The organism is Microbacterium sp. zg-Y625 (genome assembly GCF_030246925.1).
GTDB classification, from domain to species: domain Bacteria; phylum Actinomycetota; class Actinomycetes; order Actinomycetales; family Microbacteriaceae; genus Microbacterium; species Microbacterium jiangjiandongii.
Window position 1 is genome coordinate 3,233,403 of record NZ_CP126740.1, and the last position, 26,373, is coordinate 3,259,775.

Below are 26,373 nucleotides of genomic sequence, written 5' to 3' on the forward strand. Positions count from 1 at the left end.
AGTGGGTGCAACGCCCGCCAGGGCTGCTCGGTCGGTGGCGGCCCCTATGCGCGAACATCTCCGGTCGGCCGCGGGATGGTCTTGAGGTCGGTGAGTGTGGACACGAGCTCGGCTGGTCGGCGACCGACGTAGGCGAGGCTGCGGGTCGCGATCTCCGCGAAACCATGAGATTCGATGGCGAGTCGCGCCACGTTGGCCGTGAGCCCCTTCTCATTGGTGGCCCACTCCCCCGCAGCGGCGTGCCACGCGTGCGCGACGAGCAGGACTGCGTGAGAGGCGGACAGCGCTACATAGGCGGCATCACCGCGTTTGGCGCCCTTGAGTGCGCCGTCCAGAAAGAAGTCCACCTGCCAGAGGTTGTCTATCATCGCCGCCCGCAATGCCTCGGGGTATGGGGTGACGAGCTCGCGGAGGCCCGCGAGCACCCCTCCTGCGTCGACGAGTGGCACAGCGGTGGCCGCTTCGCCGGCGTAAGCGACGTCCAGGAATCCCAGCGGATGACCGGCCTGAGCGTGGAAACCGAACTGACCACGTCGCGCGCGGTGGCACTGTTCTCGGACGCGTTCGACGTCGCGAAGAATCCAGTCGACATCCGTACCGTTGACGGTGAGCCACGCGCCACCATCAACCCACGGTCCCCAGCTTCCCGGCGCCGCGACCTCGACGCGGCGGCCGGCCCAGCGGCGGGCAAGATCCTCGAGAGCGCCAAGGTCGAGCGTTTCGCGCTCGTAGTAGAGACCGAGGTCAACGTCAGAGTCGGGCCGATGGGTATTTCGTGCCCGGCTGCCACCGAGCGCCACCGCCAGCACGCCGTCGACAGCGGCGAGCTGGCCCGCCATCTCCTGCAACCAACGCGCGCCGATCATGCAAACACCCTACGCAGGTGACCAGTCGGCGCTTGATCCACGCAAGGTTGACGCGGATCCGAGAGCGGTAGGGACCGACACGACTTGTCCACCGTGCCACAGTTCGCGCAGCGCTCGCCTACGGCATCCCCCGCGCGACCCACGTGTTGCGCTTGCCGAACAGGACGCCTTCCGGCAAAGCCGAGCCGATCGACTACGCAAGCGCGCAGCCACTGCGTGACAACGTAGAGGGATTCGGCCTCACCGCCCAGGCATGCCTCATCTTTGCTCTCGCCGGCGAAGACTGACCGCGCCCTGGCGGTCAGTCCCACTCGAACCAGGTCGCTCACGCGAGTTGTCGTACGGCTAAAACTGGGTGATTCGCAACTTGAGAGTGAGGAAGTGCGGCTGGAACGCGAACCCATCACCGACGCCAACGTTGCGGATGCCATGGACGGGCCGGCCATCAGCGAGGAAGAGCATGAGGTCGTCCTCACTGAGGAACGGCCCGTCATCGCCAAGGAGACCGTTCCGGTCGAGCGTGTCCGCCTGGGAACGGAAACCGTGACCGAGGAGGAGACGGTCACCGAGCAGGTCCGCAAGGAACAGATCGACTACGACGACGGCACGAACCGCGCGGACCGCGCCTGACCCTTCGGTCAGTCCGCGGCGCGTGGTGGGACCGGACCGTGCGAGTAAACCTCGGACGATCCGGTCCCTGCCGCTTTCCGGCCCATCTTGAACCCAGGGAGCACGACGCTTCCCACCACGATGACGCGGTCCAGGGCGCTATCGCACCATCCGTGCGGCGGTGATCATCGGAACGTGCGGGTCGATCCGTTCGACGCCATCGAAGCGGAAGCCGTTGCGCACGTAGAACCCGGTCGCGCGCGGGTTCTCCTTCGCGACCCAGAGCATCGCCGGCCCGTCACCGAGAGTCTCGTCGAGGAGCGACTGGCCGGCGCCGGTGCCGTAGTGAGCGGCGGAGACGTAGATCGCGTACAGCTCGCGATCACGCGGGCGCTCTGCGCCCTCCGCGCCGACGGTCGGCCCCGCCCACGCGAACCCGATGATGGCTCCGGCGCTTTCCGCGACCCTGACGACCACATCGTCCCCCGGGTGCCCGAGGACGTGCTTCCACATCCGATGCCGTCCCTCGATGTACTGCGCCGAGAAGTGGTCCTCTGGCAACAGATGTGCGTAAGCCTCCCGCCACGTCGAGACGTGGAGATCGGCGATCTCCGCGGCATCCGTCGGCACCGGCATCCGGGTCCTGAAGCTCATTCGCTCATGGTGGCAGGGACATCACCGCCAGCGTGCGGTGGGGACGGAATCAGATGCGCGCGCGACTGTAGGTGTCGCTGGAGTAGCTGATCGGCGGTCGGCTCGCATCCGAGATCGGCCACGAACTCACTGACAGCCTCCTCCGCGGCTCCCACGTGGTCGAACAGGGTGCCGTCGAGATCGAAGCCGATCGCGCGCCAATGCATCGGGGGCTACTCATCACTGCGGGCGCGCGTCGACGTGTCCACGCCAGGTGACGATCGCGCGGACTGCGTCCTCGCCGACTCCCGCGTGCCGAAACCACTCGTCCACATCGAGCTCTCGGTACATCCCGCGGAAGGCCGACTCCGGCGTATGGCCGAATGCGGCGAGCACCGCGTGACGCTCCTCGACGTCGAATGACCGACCATGCAGCGCGGTCATCGCGTCGGCGTTGGCAAAGGAGACGAGGTAGTCGGCCACTGCGGCATCCTCGCTGACGCCGATCGCCTTGAGCAGGAAGGCGGCGACGAGCCCTGTTCGGTCCCAGCCGGCTCCGCAGTGGAACACCACCGCTCCCCTGGGCGCTGACGCGATCGCGTCTACGACCTGGGCGAGCCGATGTGGCAACTGCTGCAGGTGAGCGGCGTAGTAGAGCGGCGTTCCCCACCGTCCGTCCGCCTCCAATGGCGCCCAGAAGTCGCGTTCATCGCCGTCGAGATCGAGTCGCACCAGGAGCATGTCGTCGGGCACGGAGCCTGTGGCCTCCTCCGGCCGCCGCAGGTCGATGACGGTACGCACCCCGTGATCTCGCAGGACAGCCCACCCGGATTCGTCCAGACGGTCCAGCATCTCGGCGCGAACGAACACGCCCGTCGGAGTCAGCGAACCATCGCTGCGCTCCATGCCACCGAGGTCGCGTGCGTTGGCAAGCCCGTCCACTGAGAGAGCCACAGGCATGCGGCCAGCCTCTCACGCATGAGAGCGCCGACCGGGAAGGTCTCCCTCCACCCCACGCGGACATGCCGTCGGGCAGGACCCGTGAGACTGAGAGGCACCGGTAAGCGCCCTCCGCTACACCGGCGCCATGTCGGTGAAGCGCGAGAAGTGACCCTGGAACGCGATCTCGATGGTCGCGGTCGGCCCGTTACGGTGCTTCGCCACGATGAGGTCGGCCTCGCCGGGGCGGGTGTCCTTGTCGTACACCGAGTCGCGGTGCAGCAGCATGACCATGTCGGCATCCTGCTCGATCGAGCCGGACTCTCGCAGGTCACTCACCTGCGGACGCTTGTCGGTGCGCTGCTCAGATCCACGGTTCAGCTGCGACAGTGCGATCACGGGCACCTGCAGCTCCTTCGCGAGCAGCTTCAGCGCACGCGAGAACTCGCTGACCTCCTGCTGACGCGACTCGACCTTCTTGCCGCTGGTCATCAGCTGCAGGTAGTCGATGATCACCATGCGCAGCCCCACCCGCTGCTTGAGTCGACGGCACTTGGCGCGGATCTCGACGAGCGTCATGTTGGGGCTGTCGTCGATGTACAGCGGAGCGTCGTTGATGCGGCCCCGCGTGGCGGCGATGGTGGTCCAGTCACGCGAGTCGAGCGTGCCCTTGCGCATGTTCTGCAGCGGCACCGCGCCCTCGGCGCTCATGAGGCGCATGGCGATCTCACTGCGCCCCATTTCGAGCGAGAAGAAGATCGTCGGCATGTTGTGCTTGATGGCCGCCGCTCGCGCGAAGTCCAGTGCGAGCGTGGACTTTCCCATGGCGGGTCGCGCGGCCACGACGATCATCTGACCGCCGTGGAGCCCGTTGGTGAGCTCGTCGAGCTGAGCGAAACCGGTGGGGATGCCGGTCATCGAGCCGTCGCGGCCACGGGCAGCCTCGATCTCGTCGATGGCGGAGGTGACCGCGATCTCGAGGGGAACATAGTCCTCGGCCGCCTCGGCGCCGGTCACCGCGTAGATCTCGGCCTGGGCGTTGTTGACGAGCTCGACAGCCTCGCCCTGCCCGGAGTACCCCATCTGCACGATGCGGGTGCCGGCCTGCACCAGGCGGCGCAGCAGCGCGCGCTCGGAGACGATCGTGGCGTAGTAGCCGGCGTTGGCGGCGGTCGGCACGATCGAGGTGAGTGAGTGCAGGTAATCGGCGCCGCCGGCGCGCTGCAGTTCGCCCGTCTTGATCAGCTCGTCGGTGACGGCGACGACGTCGGTGGGCTCGCCGTGCGAGTACAGGCTGAGGATCGCTTCGAAGATCAGCTCGTGCTTGGGCACGTAGAAATCGGCCCCGCGAAGCGTCTCGATCACATCGGCGACCGCGTCCTTCGACAACAGCATGCCGCCCAGCGCACTCTGCTCGGCGAGGACGTCATGCGGCGGTGTGCGCTCGTTCTCACGGCGCCCGCCGAGTCGTTCGTCGGAGATGTCAGCGATGGACACGCAGCCGTACCTCCGTCATTTTCGGGTGTTGTCGGGGTGGGACACGTTCACGCTATGCACGGCCACTGACACTCGCAACCGAGCCTGTGGATAACTCTGTGGAGAGTGTGGGCGAAACGCCGCCCAGCCTGTGTACAAGTCCTGTGGAAAACGCCCGGGATACCGGAACAAGACAGAACACTTTTACCGGCTGACCTGGGATTGATGGTTCCACAGCCTGTGGAATGGATTGTGGTTGAAGTCCGCATTGAAGGTTGGGAGTACGTAGCACGTTATACACAGGCCGCTGTGGACACACAGGCGGGTGGACGGGCGGTGGGAGGGGTTCCAGCGGGGGCCTCTGGGGGCGTTCTGCGGCGGAAACGACGGATGCCGTGGACCCCTCGAGGTCCACGGCATCCGTGTCGTTCAGACGCCCGCAGAGGGGCGCTCCACCGCCCTTACTTGGCGGCGACCACCTGCAGCGTGATCACGGCGGTGAGGTCGTCACGCAGGCGAACGGTCGCCTCGTGCTCGCCCACGGCCTTGATCGTGGAGGTGATGTGGATCTTGCGCTTGTCGAGCTCGCCGAGCCCGGCAGCCTTGACCGCGTCAGCGACGTCACCGGTCTTGACCGAACCGAACAGGCGTCCCTCGTTGCCGGCCTTGACGGCCAGACGGACCTTGGTCGACTCGAGCGAGTTCTTCAGGGCCACGGCCTCTTCGTGGTCGTGGATCGCGCGCGACTCGCGGGCGGCGCGGATGGACGCCACCTGCTTCTCGCCACCGCGCGACCACATCACTGCGAAGCCCTGGGGGATGAGGTAGTTGCGGGCGAACCCGTTCTTGACCTCGATCACGTCGCCGGCGCTTCCGAGCCCGGCGACCTCATTCGTGAGAATCAGCTTTGCCATGTCGGGACCCCTTAACGGCCAGCGCCGGCGTAGGGCAGGAGCGCCATTTCACGGGCGTTCTTGATCGCCTTCGCGATCAGACGCTGCTCCTGCACCGAGACACCGGTGATACGGCGGGCGCGGATCTTCCCGCGCTCCGAGATGAACTTGCGAAGAGTGGCGACGTCCTTGTAATCAATGACGCCGACACGGATCGCCTTCGCGGGAGCGGCGTTCTTCGCGCCCTTCCGCGGCTTGCGGCGGTCGCCGCTCGACTTTCCAGCCATGGTTTTTCCTTAGAGAGAGTTGATTGATCCGAGGGATCAGAACGGAGTGTCGTCGCCGTAGGCGCCGGGGGCGCTCCACGCGTCGGGAGCGGCCGAACCGGGAGTGGCCCACGGCTCGTCGGCGACCTGCGGGCGGGACTGCTGTCCGCCCCCGCCGCCACCGCCGGAGCCGTTTCCGCCGCCGCCACCGCTGCTGCTGGTACGCGTGACCTGTGCGGTCGCGTAACGCAGCGACGGGCCGATCTCATCGACCTCGAGCTCGATGGAGACGCGGTTCTGCCCCTCGCGGTCCTGGTAGGACCGCTGCTTCAGGCGACCGCTGGCGATGACCCGCATGCCCTTGGTGAGCGAACCGGCCACGTGCTCGGCGAAGTCGCGCCACACGCTCGCGCGGAGGAACAGCGCTTCGCCGTCCTTCCACTCGTTCGCCTGACGGTCGAAACTGCGCGGCGTCGACGCGATCGTGAAGTTCGCGACGGGCAGCCCGCTCTGCGTGTACCGCAGCTCGGGGTCTGCCGTGAGGTTTCCCACAACGGTGATGACGGTCTCGCCAGCCATCGTCGTTACGCCTTCGCAGCCTTCGCGGGCGCGGCAGCCTTGCGGGCAGCCTTCGCCTCGGAACGCTCCTTCTCGGCGGCGACCATGGCCATCGCGTCTTCAGCGCGCTGGACCTTGGTGCGCATGATCTGCTCGCTCAGCTTGAGCTGACGGTCGAGCTCCTGGGTGGCCTCGCTGGTCGCCGTGAAGTTGACGACGGCGTAGACGCCCTCGGTCTTCTTCTGGATCTCGTAAGCGAGACGGCGACGGCCCCAGATGTCGACCTTGTCGATCGTGCCGCCGTCGCTCGTGATGACCTTGAGGAACTTCTCAAGGTTCGGGGCGACGAGGCGCTCGTCGATCTCGGGGTTGAGGATCACCATGAGTTCGTACTGGTGTGTGTGCGTCACTGACCCACCTCCTTCGGACTAGAACGGCTCCCGGGCATTTCCCGGAAGCAGGAGGGTGTGTGCACTGCCCGGACGCCGGCGCCGAGTGGCGCGGTGAACGGACAACCTCGACAGTCTAGCGGATGCCACCCCAGCCGTGCGACCGCGCGGGGCGAGGATGCCCCGCGCGGCATCCATCCCGCGCATTCGATAGCGTGAGCCGCGTGCAGGGGGACGTGTCGGGGGGCCAGTCGATGTCGACGGGCCCCGTCAGCGCGTCTTTGGACACCCGGCCGCACCACCTGGGGGAGATTGCGCGATGACGACACCTGCGGCATCCGTTCCGTTCGACACGCGCGCGCTGACCGAGCCGGTCGATCGCGCCGCGATCAAGGCCCACAAAGAGCATCTGGTCGCCTCCGGGCGCGCCCCGCACGACATGGGTCTGCCGATCACGGTGATCATCCTCATCGTGGTGGGCGTGATCATGGTGACCGGCTTCGGGAGCCTCGGCGCGGTCTTCTTCACCATCGCCTCCTCGACGGGAGGGGGGTTCGGGGTGCTCGCGCTGCTCCCGCTGCTGCTCGTGGCCGCCGTCTTCACGATCGTGATCGTCGTCATCGTGCGGTCGTCGCGTGGCAGTGGGGAACGCCGGTATCGGCTCGACCGGTTCGCGGCATCCAACGGACTCACGTTCTACCCCGAAGCGAAGAACCCGCCGCTGCCGGGTCTGATCTTCCATCAGGGGTCCGCCCGCACCGCGTCGGAGATCCTGCGTGGCGGGCAGCCGCGGTGGGTCGAGTTCGCCAACTACCGCTACACGACCGGGTCCGGCAAGAACAGCACCACCCACAAGTGGGGCTACATCGCGATCAGGCTGAACACGCCGTTGCCGCACATCGTGCTGGATGCCGTGGGCAACAACGGCCTGCTGGGCTCGAACCTGCCGGCGACGTTCGACAAGGAGCAGCGACTCAGCCTCGAGGGCGACTTCGACCGGTACTTCACGCTCTACTGCCCCGCCGGCTACGAGCGGGACGCCCTCTACCTGTTCACGCCCGACATCATGGCCCGCTTCATCGACAACGCCGCGGCCCTCGACGTCGAGATCGTCGACGACTGGCTGTTCCTCTATGCCCGGCGCGACTTCTCCACCCTGGACCCGCGCATGTGGGCCTGGCTGTTCTCCGTGGTGGGGGCCATGCTCGACAAGCTCGCGCAGTGGGAGCGGTGGCGCGACGAGCGGCTGGTCCAGCCCGAGCAGCACGCGCACGCGCTCGCCGGCGCTCAGGCGGGACAGGCGGCCGCTCAGGCGGGGCATGCTCTCGCCGGGGGCGCCCAGACGCTTCCGTTCACCCCGCCGACCGAGTCGCTGCGCCCGCCGCTCGGCGTCGCGCAGCAGGGACAGCGCCTGCGGCGGCGCGTGCCGTGGGCGACCATCATCGCCGTCGGGCTGTTCGGCTTGCTGTGGCTCGGGATGCAGCTGTTCATGCAGACCGGGATGTTCGGCATGCTCGGCGGACTCGGCGGCGTGCGGTGACGCCGCGCACGACGGCGGCATCCGTGCCGTTCGACATCCGCGCCCTGACCGAGCGCGTCGATCGCGCGGCCGTCCGCGCGTTCACGAAGGAGCTGCGCGCGTCGGGGCGGACGCACAACGAAGTGACGGCCAGCATCGTCGGATACGGCGTGGTCCTGGTGTTCTTGGCGGGGATGATGCTGATCGGCGCGGCGACGTCCCGGTCGTCCTTCCTCGTCGAGCTGTCGGAGATGGGGCCCTTCTTCGTGGTGCTGCTCGTGGCGGCCATCGTGGGCGTGGTGGTCACCTTCTTCTCGCAGCTGCGCGTGGCGACCCGGCGCTATCGGCTCGACCGCTTCGCGCGCGCGAACGGGATGAGCTACACCCCGCAGCGGGCGAATCCGTCACTGCCCGGGATGATCTTCAACACCGGCTCGCACCGGCAGAGCTTCGACCTCGTGCGCGGTGACGAGCCTCGGGTGGTCGAGTTCGCCAACTACGTGTACACGACCGGCTCCGGGAAACACCGCAGGACCCATCGGTGGGGGTACGTCGCTGTGAAGCTCGACACCCCGCTGCCGCACATCGTGCTGGATGCCACCGGCAACAACAGCCTTCTCGGATCCAACCTGCCGACGTCGTACAAGAAGGAGCAGCGGCTGAGCCTGGAGGGCGATTTCGACCGGCACTTCGCGCTGTACTGCCCGGAAGGGTACGAGCAGGATGCCCTGTACCTGTTCACCCCCGACGTCATGTCGAGGTTCATCGACAACGCAGCCGACCTCGACGTCGAGATCGTGGACGACTGGCTGCTCATGTACACCAAGCGCAACGCCAGCACGACCGACCCGGCGACCTGGGCGTGGCTGTTCGGAGCCGTGGCGGCCGTGCTCGACAAACTCGACCAGTGGGAACGCTGGCGCGATGAGCGGATGCTGCAGGCGGCATCCGCCGACGGCCATGCGGCGTTCGCGACGGCGACGGGGACCATGACGGCGGCGTCCCTGCCGTTCGCCCCGCCTGCGGGGCTGCTGCGCCCGCCGCCCGGCGTCGCGCCCGAGGGTCGCCGCCTCGCGACGCGCTTCCCGTGGGTGCTGTGCGGGGTGCTCCTGGTCGTGATGGCGGTGCCGTGGCTGCTGGACCTGTTCGGGTGACGAGCCGAGGGGCGCGACCCACCCGATCCGACCCACCCGATCGCTGAGACCGCATCTGGCGGCCGAGACCGTGGGAAACGACCAATGCCTCGGCCGCCGGATACGGTCTCACGGTCCGCGCGGTCGCGGCGCCGGGACAGCGGGTCAGGCGCGGGCGGCCCACCAGGCGCGCAGGCGCTGCTCGGCCTCGGCCTCGTCGACGACGCCCTCGTCCAGGCGCACATCCAGCAGGAACCGGTACGCCTCGCCCACGACCGGCCCTGGCGGGATGCCGAGGATCTCCTGGATCCGGTTGCCGTCGAGGGCCGGGCGCATCGACTGCAGCTGCTCCTGCTCGGCCAGCTCCGCGATGCGCCGCTCGATGTCGTCGTACGCCGAGCGCAGCCGCGCGGCCTTGCGCTTGTTGCGGGTGGTCACGTCGGCGCGGGTGAGGATGTGCAGGCGCTCGAGCTCGTCGCCGGCATCCCGCACGTATCGACGCACGGCCGAATCGCTCCATGCACCCTCGGCGTACCCGAAGAACCGCAGATGGAGCTCGATCAGCTTGGTCACGCTGCCGATCGTGTCCGAGTCGAAGCGCAGCGCCTGCAGCCGCTTGCGCGCCAGGCGCGCGCCCTTGACGTCGTGGTGGTGGAAGGTGACCCCGCCGCCGTCTTCGAGCCGCCGGGTGGCAGGCTTGCCGATGTCGTGCAACAGGGCCGCGAGCCGCAGCGGGACGTCGGGGGCGGCATCCGGGTTGCGCTCACGCTCGAGCTCGATCGCCTGCCGCACCACGGTCAGCGAGTGCTCGTAGACGTCCTTGTGGTGGTGGTGCTCATCGACCTCCAGGCGCAGCGCCGGCACCTCGGGCAGGAACTTCGACATCAGGCCGGTGTCGACGAGCAGGCGGATGCCGCGGGCCGGGTCATCGGCCTGCAGCAGCTTCACGAGCTCACCCTGGATGCGCTCCGGGCTCACGATCGAGAGCGTCTCGGCACGCTCGGTCATCGCGGCGACGGTCGCGGGGTCGACGTCGAAACCCAGTTGAGCGCTGAAACGGGCGGCGCGCAGCATGCGCAGCGGGTCGTCGCCGAAGCTGACGGCCGGGTCGACCGGCGTGCGCAGCGTGCCGGCGACGAGATCCTCGACGCCCCCGGTCGGGTCGACCAGTGCGGGGCCGGGAAGGCGCAGCGCCATCGCGTTGACGGTGAAGTCGCGCCGCGCGAGGTCGCCCTCGAGGTCGTCGCCGAACGCGACGACCGGCTTGCGGGTGGCGCCGTCGTACTCGTCGGCGCGGTAGGTGGTGATCTCCACCTGTTCGCCGCGGACGCGGGCGCCGATCGTGCCGAAGTCGCGGCCGATGTCCCACTGCGCCGTCGAGATCGGCTTCACGATCCGCATGATGTCGTCGGGGCGCGCGTTGGTGGTGAAATCCAGGTCGTTCGTCGGCCGGCCCAGCAGCGCGTCGCGCACCGGGCCACCGACCAGGGCGAGTTCGAAACCGGCATCGGCGAACGCGCGCGCGAGGGTGTCGACGACCGGCGACGCGGCGAGCGCGCCGATGCGGGCGAGGCCCTCGGCCATGTTGAGCATGGGTTCGAGCCTACCGAGCGACGCTGAGGCCGCCGTCGGCGACCGCCCGGCGAAACCGCGTGCAACCCGTCACGCGAACCGCAGGAACTGTGTGAACAGCAACTCACGTACGCGAGGGAGAAGGTCGGCGCGCAGTTCGCCGGCATCCACCTCGAGCAGCTGCGCGATCGCGTCGATCAGCACGCCGACCGGCAGCTCGCCGTCGCACGCCCCGACCAGGCCTGCCAGCGCCGGGTCGACCTCGAGCGTGCGTGCGAAGCCACCACCCTGCCGCAGCTCGATCACGCTCGGGTCCTCGGCTCCGGGCATGTGGTGCCGCGCGTCGGTCACGTCGGGGGCGACCTCGAGCACACTCGATGCCAGCGCGGCGTCGGACATCCCGGCCAGCCGCTCGTGCACAGCGAGCGACGCCGCCAGGTGGGGCCCCAGCGCCCCGCCAACCGGCTGCGTCACCCGCTCATACCGCGCGAGCGTGGGCGCCGACCCCCGCGCACGGTGCAGCAGGACGTATCCGAAGCCGACCCGGGTGACCCCGCGCTCGGCGAAGTCGTCGAGCCACGCGGCCAGCAGGCGCTGCGACTGCGGCGCGCCCGGCGGCGTGCCGCCGTCGCGGATCCACAGTTCGGCATATGCGAGGGGATCGAGGAACTCCCGCTCGACGACCCATGCGTCCATCGGAATATCGGATGCCTCCACCCACTGCCGCACCCGATCGAGCCCATCCTCGCCCTCGCGGTACTCCCAGTTGCCCAGCAGTTGCGCGACCCCGCCCGGCGCGAGGTGCGCCCCGACGCCGGCGATGACCTCCGCCACGAGCGCGTCGCCGACGAGGCCGCCGTCACGGTACTCGTAGGCGGGCACCCCCGCCGCGCGGGGCGTGATGACGAACGGCGGGTTCGACACGACCCGTTCGAAGAGTTCGCCGGCAACAGGCTCGAAGAGGCTCCCCTGCCGCACCTCGATGCCGTCGACGCCGTTGAGCAGGGCGTTCAGGCGCGTGAAGTGCAGCGCCCGCTGCGACACGTCGGTCGCGACCACGCGGTCGGCGTCGCGTCGCGCCCGCAGCGCCTGGATGCCGCAGCCGGTGCCGATATCCAGCACGCGGCCGACGCGGCCGGGCAGCTGCAGCCCCGCAAGCGTCAGCGATGCACCGCCGACCCCCAGCACGTGGTCCTCGGGCAGCGGCCCTCCCAGCGCCGCTTCGTCGAGGTCGCTGGCGACCCACCACTGCAGGTCGCCGGCGTCGTCGGAGAACTCCTGCGGGCGGATGACCGCGCGCGGCACGAGGGTGTCACCCGACGCCGCGGCCAGCTCCAGGGCCACCAGTCCCGCCGCCCGAGTCTGCGGCAGGGCCGCGTCGACGACCGCCACAGACTCCCGCAGACCGAGCACGAGCAGCCGGGCGAGCACCGCGAGGGGATCCGACCTGCCGGTGAGAGCCCGCTCGGCCGGCAGGCGCAGCCCTCTCGCGATCGCCGCGTCAGCGGCTTCGCCCCAGGCGTCGCGCAGGCCGTCGGCGGAGAAGCCCGCGGCGCGGAGGTCGTCCGCCAGGGCGCGGCAGAGGGCGGGATCGGGGGGTGTCGGCATCCCTCCATTCAACCCCGCTTCGGGCGGATCGCCCCGCCGTTCGGGAAGCTCGGAGGGCGCGCGGCCTAGAATCGGCTGATCGTGCGGTCATGAATCGCACCCGAGACGAAACCACCATGACCGACATCCTCACCGCACCGCGCCGCCCGTGGCGCCTCGCGCTGCTGACCGCGCTGATGGTGCTGCTCATGCTCTCACCGGCATGGCCAAGCTCCGCCCTGGCAGCGGCGGCAGCGCCCGAGGGCGGGGAGAGCGGTGTCGAGGCGGCGCTGGAGATGACGCTGTCGCCCGTGGGCAACGGCGTCGTGCGCCCGGGTGATGCTCTCGCGGTGTCGGTGACCATCTCGAACGAGACGCCGCTGGACTCCCCCGCCGCCGAGGTGGTGCTCGAGCTCGGCACGGAAGCGCTCGGCGACCGTGGCGCGTTGAGCGCGTGGCTGGAGGGCGATGGCGGCGCGGGCGACCTCGTCGTCGTGGGGTCCGCCCTCGCCGACGCCGTGGATGCCGGGGAACTCGGCGTGACCGGCGTGATGCTCTCCCCCGACGACCCGCAGCTGGCGGGCCGCGCGCCCGGCGTGTACCCGCTGCGCGCGACGGCCACGAACGCGTCGGCGACCCTCGTGTCCACAAGCGTGATGATCGTGCCCGACGACGGCGCAGGCGGGGCCGGTGTCGGCGTCGTCGTTCCCGTGACGGCGCCACCCGCGAGCGACGGGCTGCTGTCCGCCGAGGAACTCACCGACCTCACCGCCCCCGACGGCCAGCTCACCGCACAGCTCGACGCCGTCACCGGCACCAGCGCGATCCTCGCCGTGGATCCTGCCATCCCTGCCGCCGTGCGTGCGCTCGGCAGCGCCGCACCGCCCTCGGCGACCGCGTGGCTGGCGCAGTTGGAGGCGCTCCCCAACGACCGCTTCGCCCTGCAGTTCGGTGATGCCGACATCGCCGCCCAACTCAACGCCGGCCTGCCCGCGCCCCTGGCCCCCACCACGCTGCAGCCCTACCTGAACGCCGCGGACTTCGTGCCCGACCCGGCGGCGACCCCGACCCCGACCCCCACCGCTACCCCCACGCCGACGCCCGCCCCCGCGGCCGTCGACACCGATGCCCCCGCGCCGTCAGAGAGCCCCGAGCCCACACCGACGCCCACACCCACGCCGACGACACCGCCGGGGCAGCCGGTGTATCCGACGCTCGACGAACTGGTCTCCGTCGGGGCGACGCGCGGCGCCGTGTACTGGCCGTTCACCGGAACCGCCGGCCCCACGACGGTCGCCACGCTCGGCGGCCTGGGCAGCGACGAGGATGCCGCGCTCACCCTCATTCCCTCCGGCACCACCGCCGCGGGCGGCGGCAGTGCAACGGTCTCGGCCCGGGCCGTCGCCGACACGGCAGCGGTGCTCGTCTACGACTCCGCCGTCTCGGCGGCACTGCGCGACGCCTCCGCCATCGACGAGAGCTCACTGCGGGGCGCCGCGCTGACCGAGGCCACCGCCCACCTCGCATTCGCGGTGCGCGAGAGCGGGGGCCGCCCGATCGCGGTCACCGTGGACCGTGTCGACGGCCGTTCCCGCCTCGGCCTCACCACTGCCCTGTCCACGGTGGCCAACGCCCCGGGCGCCACCCCTGTGGGCCTGGACGCACTCGTCGCGGCGGAGCCTGTCGCCGTCACCGTGGCCGACGTCACACCCGATGAGGCGCGCACGGGCGCCCTGACCGAGCTGGTCGCGGGCGAGGTAGCCCTCACCGACTTCGCCACCATCCTCGAGGACCCCACGCTGATCACCGGCCCGGAGCGGGTGAGCATGCTGCAGCTGCTGGGCGGGGCCTGGGTCCCCGATCCCGAGGCCTGGCAGGAGGCCCTCGCCGACCACCGGGATGCGACCGCCGCGACCCTCGGCGCCGTCAGCATCCCCCAGCTCACCGACATCAACCTCGTGGGCCAGAACGTGCCGCTGCGCATCTGGGTGCGCAACAGCCTGCCCTGGCCGGTCGACGTGGTGCTCATCGCCCAGCCCGACGCCCCCCGGCTGCTCGTGCAAGAGGCGACCACCGTGCGGGCCGAGCCCGACAGCAACACCCGGGTGGAGATCCCCGTCGAGGCGCACGTCGGCAACGGCGAAGTCGACATCCGGTTCGCGTTGCTCTCTCCGACCGACGTCCCCGTGGGTTCGCCCCAGGTCGCGACCGTGATGGTGCGCGCCGACTGGGAGGTCATCGGGGTGGGAGCCCTCGTGACCGTCGTGGGCGGCCTTCTCGTCATCGGGCTGATCCGCACGGTGCGCCGGCGCAGACGAGCCGCCGCGGAGGCCACAACTGGCGAGGACGGAGAACGATGAGCATCGGCCGGGCAAGCGTCATGATCGGCGCCGGAACGCTGGTCTCCCGGGTGACGGGGCTGCTGCGATCGATCGTGCTCGTCACGGCGATCGGCACGGCGATGGCCGGCGATGCGTTCGTCGTCGCCAATCAGCTGCCCAACGCGATCTTCCTCATCGTCTCGATGGGCATCCTCACCGGCGTCATCGTGCCGCAGATCGTCGCCGCCGGCCGCAGCGACGACGGCGGCGAGGCGTTCATCTCCAAACTCATCACCCTGGGAGCGGTGGTGCTGCTGGCGATCACCGTGATCGCGGTCGCGTGCGCGCCGCTGCTGGTCTCGCTCTACGGCGGGGGCTTCGCGCCCGAGCAGCACGCCCTCGCCACCGTCTTCGCCTACTGGTGCCTTCCGCAGATCTTCTTCTACGGCCTCTATGCGCTGCTGGGCGAGACGCTCAACGCCCGCCGGGTGTTCGGGCCGTACACGTGGACGCCGGTGGCCAACAACGTCGTCTCGATCATCGGATTCGGCGCCTTCATCGTGATCTACGGAACGCAGTCCTCGATCGAGGGCTGGGATGCCGGGATGGTCGCGCTGATCGCCGGCACCGCAACGCTCGGCATCGTGCTGCAGGCCGCGCTGCTGCTGATCTTCTGGCGCCGCACCGGTCTGCACCTGCGCCCCGATTTCCACTGGCGCGGCATGGGGCTCGGCGTCATCGGGCGCCTGGCCAGCTGGACGTTCCTCATGGTGCTCGTCGCCCAGCTGAGTGCGATCGTGCAGTCCAACGTGCTGTCGGATGCCTCGGAGGCCGGGGCCGCGGCGAACATGGTCACCGGCAACGCGAACCTCATCTTCATGCTGCCGTACTCGATCATCGTGCTGTCGATCGGCATCCCCTACTTCACGCAGCTCAGCGAGCACGCCGCCGACGGCCGCATCGACGACATGCGGCGCGACATCGACACCAGCATCCGCTCGATCGGCGTGCTGATCGTGGGGGCCACTGCTGCGATCGCCGCCGCCGCCGTGCCCGTCTCCCGCATCTTCACCAACGACGCCCCTACCGCCGTCGAAGGCGGGTTGGTGCTCGGCGGTTACCTAGTGGGGCTCATCCCGATCGCCGTGCTGTTCACCATCCAGCGGTCGTTCTACGCCCTCGGCGACACCCGCACCCCCTTCGCCTTCTCGCTCGTGCAGGCCGTCATCGTCGCCGTCACGGCGCTCCTGGCATCCACCCTGCCCGCAGGGCTCACGGCGGCCGGCGTCGCGCTCGGTCAGTCGATCGCGCTCACCGTGGCCCTCGTGATGGCGGCGGTCATGCTGCGTCGCAAGATCGGGCGCCTCGAGGCGGGGCGCTGGCTGCCCGCGCTCGGCCGGTTCGTGCTCGCGGCCGTTCCCGCCGGTGTGGCGGGCTGGCTGATCTACTTCGCCGCCGGCGCGCAGGACAGCTGGATGGTCGCCGACAAGCTGCAGGGCGCCCTCGGGACCATGCTCATCGGAGTCGTCGTCGCGGCGGTCTACGTCGGGATGCTGGCGCTGCTGCGGGCCCCCGAGCTGCAGGTGGCGCTGGGGCTCGTGCGCCGGGTCCTCCCCGGCAAGCGCTGAGTCGGCCGCGCGCGGTGCGCCGGGGGCGGCTGGAATGCCCCGCGGTTAGCATGTGTTGAAGACAAGAGCGGGCAATCCTGTCCGCCGTCGAAGGAGCAGCACACGTGCGTCAGGTCATCATCATCGGATCGGGTCCCGCCGGCTACACCGCCGCCATCTACGCGGCCCGCGCCAACCTCGAGCCGCTGGTCATCGCGAGCTCCGTCGAAGTCGGCGGAGAGCTGATGAACACCACCGAGGTCGAGAACTTCCCCGGCTTTCCCGAAGCCATCATGGGCCCCGACCTCATGACGAGGATGCAGGAGCAGGCCGAGCGGTTCGGCGCCGAGGTCCTCTATCAGGACGTCGTGTCGCTCGACCTCGACGGCGACGTCAAGAGCGTCACGCTCGGCAACGGCGAGGTGCACCAGGCGTACTCCGTCATCTACGCGACCGGCTCCGCATACCGAAAGCTGGGCGTCCCCGGCGAGGAGCGCCTGTCGGGACGCGGCGTGTCGTGGTGTGCCACCTGCGACGGCTTCTTCTTCCGCGAGCGCACGATCGCCGTCGTCGGCGGTGGCGACTCCGCCATGGAAGAGGCCACGTTCCTCACGAAGTTCGCCTCGAAGGTGTACATCATCCACCGCAAGGACACCCTGCGCGCGTCGAAGATCATGCAGGAGCGCGCTTTCGCGAACGAGAAGATCGAGTTCATCTGGAACAGCGAGGTCGCCGACATCCTCGGCGACGAGGCCGTGACCGGCGTCGTGCTGCGCTCCACCACCGACGGCACCACCCGCGAACTGCCGCTGGACGGGCTGTTCGTCGCGATCGGCAACGACCCGCGCACCCACCTCGTGCACGACAAGCTCGAGCTGACCGCCGAAGGCACCATCTGGGTCGACGGCCGCACCTCGCGCACCTCGGTGCCCGGTGTCTTCGCCGCCGGCGACGTGATCGACCCGACCTACCGCCAGGCCGTCACCGCGGCCGCCAGCGGCACGGTCGCCGCCCTCGACGTCGAGCACTATCTCGCCGGTCGCGGCGAGGCGGCGCTGCCCGAGAGCGACGTCGCGCAGATCGACGGCCTGCCGGATGCCGCGACCGTCGGCGCCTGAGGAACAATCCCCTCCGCGCCGACGTTCCCCCTACTGACAGACTTCCGAAGGAGAGCATCATGACAGCCAAGGCCACCACCTCGAGCAACTGGCAGCAGGACGTCCTCGAGGCCGACGGGCCCGTGCTCGTCGACTTCTGGGCGGAATGGTGCGGCCCGTGCCGCATGGTCTCGCCGATCCTCGACGAGATCCAGTCCGAGCACCCCGGAAAGATCACGATCCTCAAGCTCAACGTCGACGAGAACCCTGACCTTGCGATGCAGTACCAGATCACCTCGATCCCGGCGATGAAGGTCTTCCGCAAGGGCGAGGTCGAGAAGACGATCATCGGCGCCAAGCCGAAGTTCGCCCTCGAGCAGGATCTCGCCGCCTACATCGGCTGAGACGTCCTCACGCGAAAGGCCCGGTCCAGACACGTCTGGCCGGGCCTTTCGTCTACGTAGGGAGCCTCAGGAGGCGTCTGCGCGCACCGCGGCATCCCACCGACGGTGCGGCTCGGAGCCGAGCAGGCGCCAGACCGCGCTCGTGAGCTCCGGGTAGTCGAGGGCGATCTGTCGCAGCACGCGGTAGTTTCGGGCCTCGGTAGGCCGCGCACCGCCGTCGGCGGCGATGTTGTCGGCGCGCAGCAGCAACACGACGAGCTCGTCGACGGTCGGCAGGTCCTCCATGAATTCCCAGGGATCCTCGCCGGCACGCAGACGCTCGTGCACCAGCACCGACAGCTCGTCGCCGGCCTCGGCGCGCAGCAGTTCGAGGCTCGCCCGGCGGGGGGCGTTGGGCTCGTCGGCTGTCATTCATCAAGCCTACGTCGACCCGCGCACCGTGCGGGTGTCAGCGCGCGCCGAACTCGGTCTCGCCGATCTCCTCGAGGATGCGATTGAGGTCCTGGATCGTTGCAAAATCGATGATGACCTGGCCTTTTCGCGCACCGATGTTGATCTTCACCTTGGTGTTGAGGCGATCTCCCAGGCGCTCGGCGACCTCATCGAGGTGTGCCCGCCGGGCGCCCGCCTTCGGCGCGGGTCGCCGCGCTGCACCGGCATCCGTCGCCTTGGCCGCTGCCTCGGCAGCGCGCACCGAGAGGTCCTCGTTGATGATCTTGTCCGCCAGGCGCTGCATCGCCTCGGGGTCCTCGAGCGACAGCACGGCGCGAGCGTGCCCGGCGCTCAGCACGCCCGCCGCGACCCGATGCTGCACCGGGATGGGCAGCTTCAGCAGGCGGATCGTGTTGCTGATCTGCGGCCGGGACCGGCCGATGCGCGTGGCGAGCTCTTCCTGTGTGATGCCGAAGTCCTCGAGCAGTTGCTGGTAGGCGGATGCCTCTTCGAGGGGATTCAGCTCCGAGCGGTGCAGGTTCTCGAGCAGCGCGTCGCGCAGCAGGTGCTCATCCTCGGTGTCGCGCACGATCGCCGGGATCGAGGTGAGGCCGGCCTCACGGGAAGCGCGCGTGCGCCGCTCCCCCATGATGAGCTCATACTTGCCGTCCGCGTTGGTGCGCACCACGACCGGCTGCAGCACGCCGAACTCCCGCACGCTGTGGACCAGCTCCGCGAGGTCGTCGGAGTCGAAGTGCGTGCGCGGCTGACGCGGGTTGGGGACGATGTCGTTGGGGTCGACGTGGATGAGGCGGGTACCGGGGATGGCGACGAGTTCCGGAGCGCCGGCATCGGAGTCGGCCGTGGCTTCGGGGGCTGCGGGCTCCGCGGCGTCTGCGGCATCCGTCGAGGAGGTCTCCGCGCCTGCGGGCTCCGTGTCGTCGGCTGCTGCTGCGGCTACGGCCTCGGCCTCTGCCTCTGCCGCGGCGGCCTTCCTCGAGGCTCCCGGAAAGAACACGTCGACGGGACGCGCCTCCGACGGCTCCGACGTCGGGATGAGCGCCCCAATGCCTCGACCGAGACCAGTTCTCTTCGCCATCAGGGTTTTCCTTCTTCTTTTCGTGTCGTACCGCGCTGGATGATCTCCACCGCTGCTTCCTTGTAAGCCACAGCGCCGGCCGAATGCCCGTCGTATGCGATGACGGTCTGCCCGAAGCTCGGCGCTTCGGACACCCTCACCGAGCGCGGGATCACCGTGCGCAGAACCTGCTCGGAGAAGTGTGAGCGCACCTCTTCCGCGACCTGCTGAGCGAGTCGCGTGCGTCCGTCGTACATGGTGAGCAGGATCGTCGAGACGTGCAGCTGCGGGTTAAGGTGCTTCTGGATCATCCGCACGCTGCCCAGCAGCTGGCTGAGCCCCTCGAGAGCGTAGTACTCGCACTGGATGGGGATCATCACCTCATCGGCCGCCGTGAACGCGTTGATCGTGAGCAGACCGAGCGAGGGCGGGCAGTCGATGATCACGAAGTCCAGGCGCTGCGGCAGGTCCCGCAGGTAGTCCTCGAGCGCGGTCTTGAGCCGGTGCTCACGCGCCACCTGGGACACCAGTTCGATCTCGGCCCCGGCCAAGTGGATCGTACTGGGCGCACAGAACAGGTTCGGGGACTCCGGGCTCTGCTGAACGATGTCAGCCAGGGGGAAGTCGTCGATGAGTACGTCGTACACGCTGGGAACCTCGGCCGTGTGGGGCACACCGAGCGCGGTCGAGGCATTTCCCTGCGGATCGAGATCGATGACGAGCACGCGGGCGCCGACAGCGGCGAGAGCAGCAGCGACGTTGACCGCCGTAGTGGTCTTGCCGACCCCGCCCTTCTGGTTCGAAACCGTCAGAATGCGGGTTTCGCCACTCAGCCGGACATCTACGACGTCGAGGGCGCGACGCCGTGCGGTCAGATTCGCCAGTTCCCGCGCCAGCGGTGCATCATCGAGGGAAAAGGATGCCGTTCCGGCTCCATCCTCGGGTTGTTTCACGTGAAACATCCTTCCGTTTTCGCTCGACGAGACACCTCTTCAACCCTACGCGAACCCACCCCCACCGCCTGTCCCCCGCGCCGCCCGCCGGCGCGGAATCATGCTCACATGGGGCGCTGTTTCACGTGAAACACCGGCGAAGTGGGCCAGCGTGATGCGTCGCGGGTTGTGCTTCGCGCGTTCTTGCGTCGTGCGCGATCCCGTGCGGCGCCGCGCACGGCCGCGGGGCTCTGGGATCGGGCGATTCGACTCGCAATGACCACGGCCCGCGGGGACGAGGGCCCGGAGGCTCTGGGGCCCTGGGGGTCGAGGGCTCGAGGGGCCGACGGCTCGGAGGGCCGACGACTCGTGCTGGCCCCTCGTCGCAACGCTCTTCTCGGGCGCGAGGCCTCCCCTCCCCTTCTACTTGGTGGCAGCACCGCCCCACCTGACACGCGACCGCTGTTGCGCGGGCCGCCAGCCAGGCCCGGCGTCGAGTGCCACACGATTCGGTTCGAGAACGCTCCTATCCCCTCCCCTGGCTCAGGGCAGGTCATCATCCCCGGCCATCTCGGTCGCCTGCGCCGTGCGTGGACGCAGCCAGCGGCTGTCGGGTCGCTTCTCTTGCATCCCTCCCTGCCACCCCGGAACGGCCGCCCTGCCGGGGTCGCCTGCCACGGCCGCGCCCTCCGCGCCCGCATCCACTTCGAGGAGCCCGTCCGCCTGTCGCCACGTGCCGCAGTCCCCAGCCCGGCGTCGCGCGGCGCGGCGCGGCGCGGCCCTGATACCGGCTCCCAGAAGCAAGCCGAGAGCGCGTCCCGTACTGTTCGACCCGCGCCCGGACCACAGGCCGGCGCGCACAACGCCGCTCTCGCAACCGAAAGCGCGGTTGTTTGGCATCCGAACCTCGCGCCCAAGGCAGAGCCTTCGCGCCCAAACCGCCGTTACTCAGGCGGTCAGGAGCCGACCACCCAGGGACCGGAGCGTGGTTGGCGGCTACTCGGCATGGACGGCGCGCGCATTCAAGGCCACTGGGCGTTTCACGTGAAACGGGTGGTGCGGCCGCTCACGTGGGCCATCCAGAGGCCGTCATCACTGGGCAATCGGCACGGACGGCGAGTTGAGGCGCATGTCGGCGACGTGAGCTTTGACGCGGGAAGCCTAAGGAAAGAGTGCGGCGGGTCCAGGAGCTGGGCCGTTTCACGTGAAACGGGACGCCAGCCATGACGCGCTCACGTCTCGTTACGCTTTCCGGACGTGAAGCCGCCCACACGAAGCGCGCGGCGCGGGGTATCGACACAGAAGCATCGGCAGCAGGCACTGCGCGTTTCACGTGAAACGGGACACTCAGCCGAAGCCGCAGGGTCTGTTGACCCCCAGAGCGCGCCTTCGGCCACGACTCGCTGCCCGCGGCTGGGTAGCGGTCCCCTGCGCGCGAGAGGGAAACTGCGGTTCCCAGAGCGTTTCACGTGAAACGCTGGCCCGTTCGCGCACATCGCGTGGGAGCGCCCCTGGCCCCCGCCCACGCCAAGCAGCGACACCCGCCCGGTCGGCTCATACGCTCGGCCCGGATTGGCACGCGCCGTGGACCCTGCGCCGCGCACCAGGCCCCGCACGGGTCGGGAAGCGGAACGCGCCCAGAAACCGAGACTGAGACGACTGGAAACGATTGTTTCACGTGAAACACGCGTCCCATGGCCCCCGGGAATCGTGCGCCACTCGCCATCAATCGGCCGCACACCCGTGACTTGGTGCTGCGCTGCAGAGGGGTCGTCGGCCTGCTCAGGCTCCTGTCTCTCAGCTCCAATCCCGACCTCGCCCCGACTCTTGACCGTAAGCGCGAGCCGTCCAGAGGCGCGACGCGGCTCCCATGGGCACAGGGGCGTGTTTCACGTGAAACATCCACCGGCGCAGACTGCCGCAAGTCGACGACCGACGGATATGCACGGCATTGTCGCAGCTCGCCGTAGCCAATCCAATCCCAGCGGGCGAGGCGCGCCAGCGTTGGGACCGCGGCCCGCGGCGCCTACGGGTTCCAACTCCGGCGGCACGGCACACTCGCGCGACGCGCCGGCGTCGCAGCGCAGCATGCGGGCGTACTCCCCGCGCCGTTTCGCCCCCGGTCCCCGGTGAATCACATTCTTCGGCATCCCAGGACGGTCATTCATCGGAGTGCAGATCGCCGGAGCCCACGATCGCGGGGGACCGACGGGCCGCGATGAGTGACGTCGGTCCTCGCCACGGCAAGCCGGATGCCGGGCGCAGCGTCTCTCAATCCCACTCGCTCGTAGGAACCCTCACTCGGCCGCCTCAATACTCACTCGCGGTGACGAATACTCACTCGCGGTGACGAATACTCACTCGCGGTGACGAATACTCACTCGCGGTGACGAATACTCACTCGCGGTTCTTCTCAGGCGGGGAGGCGCGGACCGGGATGGATGGGGCCACGTTTCACGTGAAACGGGCGGGATTCGTCGGATTCGGCGGCGACGTTGGAGGTCGGGCGACTCAGGAACGGAGCGCAGGATCGCTCTCACAGAACCGAAACGGGGTCATTCCGAGGGGTGTAACGGCGGAAGGTGAGGCCGGGGGAGTGTCAGCGGACGGTGGCGCGGATCACCCGGGTCGGCTCCGCGATCAGTCCCTCGCCCACCGGCTCGACCCGTACGTCCGACAGACGGTACTTGCGAATGACCTTCTCGGCGGCCGCGATCTCATTCGCGGCGTTCGCACCCTTGAGCAGTACGAGCTCGCCACCGTCGCGCACCAGCGGTGCCGTCAGCGGAACGAGCGTGCGCAGTGCGCTCACTGCACGCGCGGTGACGGCATCGAGGACGGGACCGCGTGACCAGTCCTCCGCGCGGGCGCGCAGCACCTCGACGTTCTCGAGGCCTAGCTCCCGCACCTGCTCCTGCAACCACGCGACGCGACGTTCCATCGGCTCGATGAGTACCCACTCGACGTCGGGACGCGCGATCGCCAGAACGATTCCAGGCAGGCCCGCGCCGGAACCGACGTCGCCCACCGTGCCCCGGAACAGCGGTGCCGCCACTGCGCTGTTGAGAATGTGACGCGTCCACAGTCGCGGCAGCTCGAGCGGGCCGATGAGGCCCCGCTCTTCGCCGTGCTCGGCAAGTGCCGCTGTGAACGCGCGGGCAGCATCGATTCGATCGCCGAAAATAGTGCCCGCTACCTGGGGTTCTTCTTCAAGTTCACTCATCGCGGCGGTCGAACGTCAGGCGCGGCTGATGACCGTGTGGCGGTCGGCGCCCTCGCCGTACGACTCCGAGACGAAGCCCCGCGCCGACGCCACATCGTGCACGAGCTTGCGCTCGTAGCTCGACATCGGGGGCAGCGACGCCTGCGACGCCCCCTCGTCCAGACGCTCGATCGCGAGGTCGACCAGGCGCTCCAGCTCACGCTGTCGCTGCTCGCGGGATCCCCCGATGTCGAGGATGAGCCGCGAGAAGCGTCCGGTGCGGTTCTGGACCGCGAGCCGTGTCAGCTCCTGAAGGGCCTGCACGGTGTCGGGGTGGCTGAGCCGCGACAGCGAGCCCGAGTCGTCGGCTTCGACCGACACGTACGCGCGGCCGGCGCGCACGTCCAGGGCGAGGTCACCGTCGATGTCGGCGATGTCCAGCAGCTCTTCGAGGTAGTCGGCGGCGATGTCGCCTTCCTGCTCGAGCTGCTCGTCCGTGACGTCCGGGGTTTCGGGCGTGAGAGTCATGTCGTGTTCCTCTGTAAGGTCAGGACTTCTTGGGCGGCTTGGGCGCCTCGGGCGGCGTCGTGCTGGGCTTGCTGCCCTCAGCCCCACCGGATCCGGCCGCTTTGGCGGAACCTGAGCCCGAGCCGGCCGGTTTGGCGGAGCCGGAGCCGGAGCCGGCGGGCTTGCCGGCGCCGCCCGCGGCCGCCGGGTTGCCCGAGCCGCCCTTGGGCACCTGCTTCTTCTTGGCGCGCTGCTTGCCGACCGGCTGCTGGCGCTTCGGGGCGGCGGCACGCGCACGCTCGGCCTCCTCGGCCAGACGGCGCTGCTCCTCCTGGTACTTCTCCATCGGGATCACGCGACCCTTGGAGTCCAGGGCCTTCCCCTTGCGTGCCAGACGCTCCTCGCGCTGCTTCGCGGCGTCGGAGCCGGGGGTCGGCAGGTTGCGGATCACGACGAACTGCTGCGCCATCGTCCACAGGTTCGAGGTGAACCAGTACATGACGACACCGAGCGGGAAGAAGACACCCGAGAAGATGAATGCCAGCGGCAGCACGTACAGCATGATCTTCTGCATCTGGTACGCCTGGCCGGTCTTGGCCTCGGGCGACAGGTTCTTCGAGATGATCTGCAGCTGGGTGATGAACTGCGACGCGATCATGAGCACCACGAGGATGACCAGGATGATGACGGTCGCCGTCTGCCCCTGGTCGATCGCGTCGATCATGTTCGTGTGTAGCGGCGCCACATCGAACAGCTGCGCGTCGTAGAACTGCTTGGTCAGCTCGGTGTTGAGCAGGCCGACACCGCCCACACCCCACTCCGCGTGCCGTTTCACATCGCTGAGGGTGTAGAACATGCCCAGCAGAATGGGCATCTGCACCAGCAGCGGAAGACAGCTCGACACCGGTGTCGTGCCGTGCTTCTTGTACAGCGCCATCGTCTCGCGGCTCATGGCCTCGCGAGAGAGCTGGTCCTTCTTGCCGCGGTACTTCTCCTGAACTTTTCGCAGTTCAGGAGCGATTTCCATCATCTTGCGCTGGCTCTTGATCTGACGCACGAAGAGCGGGATCAGTGCGGAGCGCACGACGATGACGAGACCGATGATCGCGAGCACCCAGGTGGCGCCCGCAGCGGCCGGCAGCCCCAGAGAGGTGAACAGCCAGTGCCAGAAGACGAGGATCAGCTCGACGATCCACTTGAACGGCCACATGATCGTGGCGAACAGGTCGAACCCCTCGCCGGGAGGCGGCGTCGTCGGCGTCGGAACCACCGGCACGGGGGTTGCAGCGAAGAGATCCAGCACGGATCAGTCCTTTCCGGAGGGCACGACGAATCCGTGCCGAGTCAGCTCATGGCCAAAGCGTGGATTCGACGGTACGTCATCGATCCCACCGGCGGCCCAGGGATGGCAACGGGCCAAGCGCATCGCCGCCATCGCTGTGCCTTTCGCAAGCCCGTGCTGCTGCACGGAGCCGACGGCATAGGCCGAACACGAGGGGTAGTACTTGCAGACGTCGCCATAGACGCGCGAGATCGTGGCGCGATAAGCGTGCAGAAGGGTAAGGCCCACGTTGCGCGGAAGAAGAGGGATGCCGCGCCACAGCACGTCGGGGTGAAGCGCCCCTTCGCCGACGAAAGCCGTCGGCAGGGTCGAAACACTCATGCCGGCACCCGTTTGGCCAGGCAGCGCCGCACTTCGCGGCGCAGTTCGGCGTAGGGCGCGGTCGCCGCGCTCGGCAGGGCACGGATCACGACATCGGCGCCTGGCGGCACGTCAGTGAGCGCCTCGGCGCACACGGCCTTGAGCCGACGCCGAACCGTATTGCGCACGACGGCGCCGCCTACCTGCTTGCTCACGATGAAGCCGAACCGCGGCGCACGATCACCGGGGGATGCCGCGACATAGGTGACGGTGTGGGATCCCCCACACCGCCGACCGCCGCGGACCACCGCTCGGTACTCGACGCCGCGTGTGAGGCGGTTCGGCCTCGAAAGCACGGCTCGGGTCAGGCAGAGAGCTCGGTGCGCCCCTTGGCGCGGCGAGCGGCAAGGATGCCACGGCCCGCGCGGGTGCGCATGCGGGCGCGGAAGCCGTGCTTCTTGGCGCGGCGGCGGTTGTTGGGCTGGAACGTGCGCTTGCTCATGAGGATCACTCCGGATCGGCGGTCACCGGAACGCTGGGACCGGGGACGCGGGTACAGGGGACTGCCCGACTGGGCATACGTCAACCGATTAAGGGTACGTCGCGCCGCCCGATAACTCAAACCGGGCGCAGGCAGCCGCCCACTTTATCCACCGCCGCCACCCTCGCCTGGCAATGACACGCGGCGGCGGCCTACAGTGGATTTGGTGG

26 protein-coding genes and 1 pseudogene are annotated in these 26,373 nt (G+C 69.0%); 7 read left to right on the forward strand and 20 right to left on the reverse strand.

What is annotated here, in order from left to right:
• Positions 1 to 44: 44 nt before the first annotated feature.
• Complete coding sequence (locus tag QNO14_RS15170; RefSeq protein ID WP_257507023.1) at positions 45 to 866, reverse strand: nucleotidyltransferase domain-containing protein; 822 nt, start codon at positions 864 to 866, stop codon at positions 45 to 47.
• A 366-nt stretch (positions 867 to 1,232) separates the two neighbouring features.
• Here QNO14_RS15170 and QNO14_RS15175 point away from each other — a divergent pair.
• A pseudogene (locus QNO14_RS15175) lies at positions 1,233 to 1,496 on the forward strand (DUF2382 domain-containing protein); the annotation flags it as partial.
• 138 nt (positions 1,497 to 1,634) lie between these two features.
• Here the strand turns inward: QNO14_RS15175 and QNO14_RS15180 are convergent.
• From QNO14_RS15180 to rpsF, 8 genes are all read right to left on the reverse strand, one after another.
• Positions 1,635 to 2,129: a GNAT family N-acetyltransferase gene (locus QNO14_RS15180; RefSeq protein ID WP_257507022.1), complete on the reverse strand. Its 495-nt coding sequence runs from the start codon at positions 2,127 to 2,129 to the stop codon at positions 1,635 to 1,637.
• Positions 2,126 to 2,335, reverse strand: coding sequence for an HAD family hydrolase (locus QNO14_RS15185; RefSeq protein WP_257507021.1), 210 nt, complete (start codon positions 2,333 to 2,335; stop codon positions 2,126 to 2,128). Before QNO14_RS15185 ends, QNO14_RS15180 begins: the two co-directional genes overlap by 4 nt.
• Positions 2,336 to 2,348: 13 nt before the next feature.
• Positions 2,349 to 3,068, reverse strand: coding sequence for a tyrosine-protein phosphatase (locus tag QNO14_RS15190; RefSeq protein WP_257507020.1), 720 nt, complete (start codon positions 3,066 to 3,068; stop codon positions 2,349 to 2,351).
• Between the two features lie 114 nt (positions 3,069 to 3,182).
• Entirely contained in the window at positions 3,183 to 4,544 is a 1,362-nt protein-coding gene (gene dnaB / locus QNO14_RS15195) for a replicative DNA helicase (RefSeq protein ID WP_257495194.1), read from the reverse strand.
• Positions 4,545 to 4,984: 440 nt separating this feature from the next.
• Entirely contained in the window at positions 4,985 to 5,437 is a 453-nt protein-coding gene (gene rplI, locus QNO14_RS15200) for a 50S ribosomal protein L9 (RefSeq protein WP_257495195.1), read from the reverse strand.
• An 11-nt stretch (positions 5,438 to 5,448) separates the two neighbouring features.
• Positions 5,449 to 5,703 carry a 30S ribosomal protein S18 gene (gene rpsR, locus QNO14_RS15205; RefSeq protein ID WP_133541417.1) on the reverse strand — a complete coding sequence of 85 codons (255 nt, stop codon included), beginning with the start codon at positions 5,701 to 5,703 and terminating at the stop codon, positions 5,449 to 5,451.
• 36 nt (positions 5,704 to 5,739) lie between these two features.
• Complete coding sequence (locus tag QNO14_RS15210; protein ID WP_257495196.1) at positions 5,740 to 6,261, reverse strand: single-stranded DNA-binding protein; 522 nt, start codon at positions 6,259 to 6,261, stop codon at positions 5,740 to 5,742.
• A gap of 5 nt (positions 6,262 to 6,266) precedes the next feature.
• Positions 6,267 to 6,623 (reverse strand): 30S ribosomal protein S6, encoded by a 357-nt coding sequence (gene rpsF, locus QNO14_RS15215; protein WP_257495429.1) that lies wholly within the window; start codon positions 6,621 to 6,623, stop codon positions 6,267 to 6,269.
• Positions 6,624 to 6,948: 325 nt separating this feature from the next.
• Here rpsF and QNO14_RS15220 point away from each other — a divergent pair, with 325 nt between their 5' ends.
• Both QNO14_RS15220 and QNO14_RS15225 read left to right on the forward strand, forming a co-directional pair.
• Entirely contained in the window at positions 6,949 to 8,169 is a 1,221-nt protein-coding gene (locus QNO14_RS15220) for a DUF3137 domain-containing protein (protein WP_257507019.1), read from the forward strand.
• Positions 8,166 to 9,302, forward strand: a complete 1,137-nt coding sequence (locus QNO14_RS15225) for a hypothetical protein (protein ID WP_257507018.1) — start codon at positions 8,166 to 8,168, stop codon at positions 9,300 to 9,302. Before QNO14_RS15220 ends, QNO14_RS15225 begins: the two co-directional genes overlap by 4 nt.
• Positions 9,303 to 9,446: 144 nt before the next feature.
• On the opposite strand, the gene QNO14_RS15230 is transcribed toward QNO14_RS15225, so the two are convergent.
• Both QNO14_RS15230 and QNO14_RS15235 read right to left on the reverse strand, forming a co-directional pair.
• Positions 9,447 to 10,874, reverse strand: coding sequence for a CCA tRNA nucleotidyltransferase (locus QNO14_RS15230; protein ID WP_257507017.1), 1,428 nt, complete (start codon positions 10,872 to 10,874; stop codon positions 9,447 to 9,449).
• Between the two features lie 69 nt (positions 10,875 to 10,943).
• Positions 10,944 to 12,461, reverse strand: a complete 1,518-nt coding sequence (locus QNO14_RS15235) for a DUF7059 domain-containing protein (RefSeq protein WP_257507016.1) — start codon at positions 12,459 to 12,461, stop codon at positions 10,944 to 10,946.
• Positions 12,462 to 12,577: 116 nt separating this feature from the next.
• Here QNO14_RS15235 and QNO14_RS15240 point away from each other — a divergent pair, with 116 nt between their 5' ends.
• The 4 genes from QNO14_RS15240 (at position 12,578) to trxA (ending at position 17,869) form a co-directional block, all read left to right on the forward strand.
• Positions 12,578 to 14,800: a DUF6049 family protein gene (locus QNO14_RS15240; RefSeq protein WP_285184325.1), complete on the forward strand. Its 2,223-nt coding sequence runs from the start codon at positions 12,578 to 12,580 to the stop codon at positions 14,798 to 14,800.
• 20 nt (positions 14,801 to 14,820) lie between these two features.
• Positions 14,821 to 16,389 carry a murein biosynthesis integral membrane protein MurJ gene (gene murJ / locus QNO14_RS15245; protein ID WP_434543532.1) on the forward strand — a complete coding sequence of 523 codons (1,569 nt, stop codon included), beginning with the start codon at positions 14,821 to 14,823 and terminating at the stop codon, positions 16,387 to 16,389.
• Positions 16,390 to 16,493: 104 nt separating this feature from the next.
• Positions 16,494 to 17,486 (forward strand): thioredoxin-disulfide reductase, encoded by a 993-nt coding sequence (gene trxB, locus QNO14_RS15250; protein ID WP_257495203.1) that lies wholly within the window; start codon positions 16,494 to 16,496, stop codon positions 17,484 to 17,486.
• 59 nt (positions 17,487 to 17,545) lie between these two features.
• Positions 17,546 to 17,869, forward strand: coding sequence for a thioredoxin (trxA, locus tag QNO14_RS15255; RefSeq protein ID WP_257495204.1), 324 nt, complete (start codon positions 17,546 to 17,548; stop codon positions 17,867 to 17,869).
• 66 nt (positions 17,870 to 17,935) lie between these two features.
• Here trxA and QNO14_RS15260 read toward each other — a convergent pair whose 3' ends face one another.
• The 9 genes from QNO14_RS15260 to rpmH form a co-directional block, all read right to left on the reverse strand.
• Entirely contained in the window at positions 17,936 to 18,280 is a 345-nt protein-coding gene (locus QNO14_RS15260) for a tryptophan synthase subunit alpha (RefSeq protein ID WP_257495205.1), read from the reverse strand.
• Positions 18,281 to 18,317: 37 nt separating this feature from the next.
• A complete protein-coding gene (locus QNO14_RS15265) occupies positions 18,318 to 19,400 on the reverse strand; it encodes a ParB/RepB/Spo0J family partition protein (protein ID WP_257495206.1) in 1,083 nt (360 codons plus the stop codon).
• Positions 19,400 to 20,341: a ParA family protein gene (locus QNO14_RS15270; protein ID WP_257507013.1), complete on the reverse strand. Its 942-nt coding sequence runs from the start codon at positions 20,339 to 20,341 to the stop codon at positions 19,400 to 19,402. The genes QNO14_RS15265 and QNO14_RS15270 overlap by 1 nt, the downstream gene beginning before the upstream one ends.
• Positions 20,342 to 22,910: 2,569 nt before the next feature.
• A complete protein-coding gene (gene rsmG / locus QNO14_RS15275) occupies positions 22,911 to 23,534 on the reverse strand; it encodes a 16S rRNA (guanine(527)-N(7))-methyltransferase RsmG (RefSeq protein WP_257507012.1) in 624 nt (207 codons plus the stop codon).
• Positions 23,535 to 23,549: 15 nt separating this feature from the next.
• Positions 23,550 to 24,041, reverse strand: a complete 492-nt coding sequence (locus QNO14_RS15280; RefSeq protein ID WP_257495209.1) for a Jag family protein — start codon at positions 24,039 to 24,041, stop codon at positions 23,550 to 23,552.
• A 19-nt stretch (positions 24,042 to 24,060) separates the two neighbouring features.
• Complete coding sequence (gene yidC / locus QNO14_RS15285; RefSeq protein WP_306815145.1) at positions 24,061 to 25,320, reverse strand: membrane protein insertase YidC; 1,260 nt, start codon at positions 25,318 to 25,320, stop codon at positions 24,061 to 24,063.
• A 6-nt stretch (positions 25,321 to 25,326) separates the two neighbouring features.
• Entirely contained in the window at positions 25,327 to 25,683 is a 357-nt protein-coding gene (gene yidD, locus QNO14_RS15290; RefSeq protein ID WP_257507011.1) for a membrane protein insertion efficiency factor YidD, read from the reverse strand.
• Positions 25,680 to 26,018: a ribonuclease P protein component gene (gene rnpA, locus QNO14_RS15295; protein ID WP_257495211.1), complete on the reverse strand. Its 339-nt coding sequence runs from the start codon at positions 26,016 to 26,018 to the stop codon at positions 25,680 to 25,682. The genes yidD and rnpA overlap by 4 nt, the downstream gene beginning before the upstream one ends.
• Positions 26,019 to 26,026: 8 nt before the next feature.
• Entirely contained in the window at positions 26,027 to 26,164 is a 138-nt protein-coding gene (rpmH, locus tag QNO14_RS15300; protein WP_013584598.1) for a 50S ribosomal protein L34, read from the reverse strand.
• Between the last annotated feature and the right edge of the window lie 209 nt (positions 26,165 to 26,373).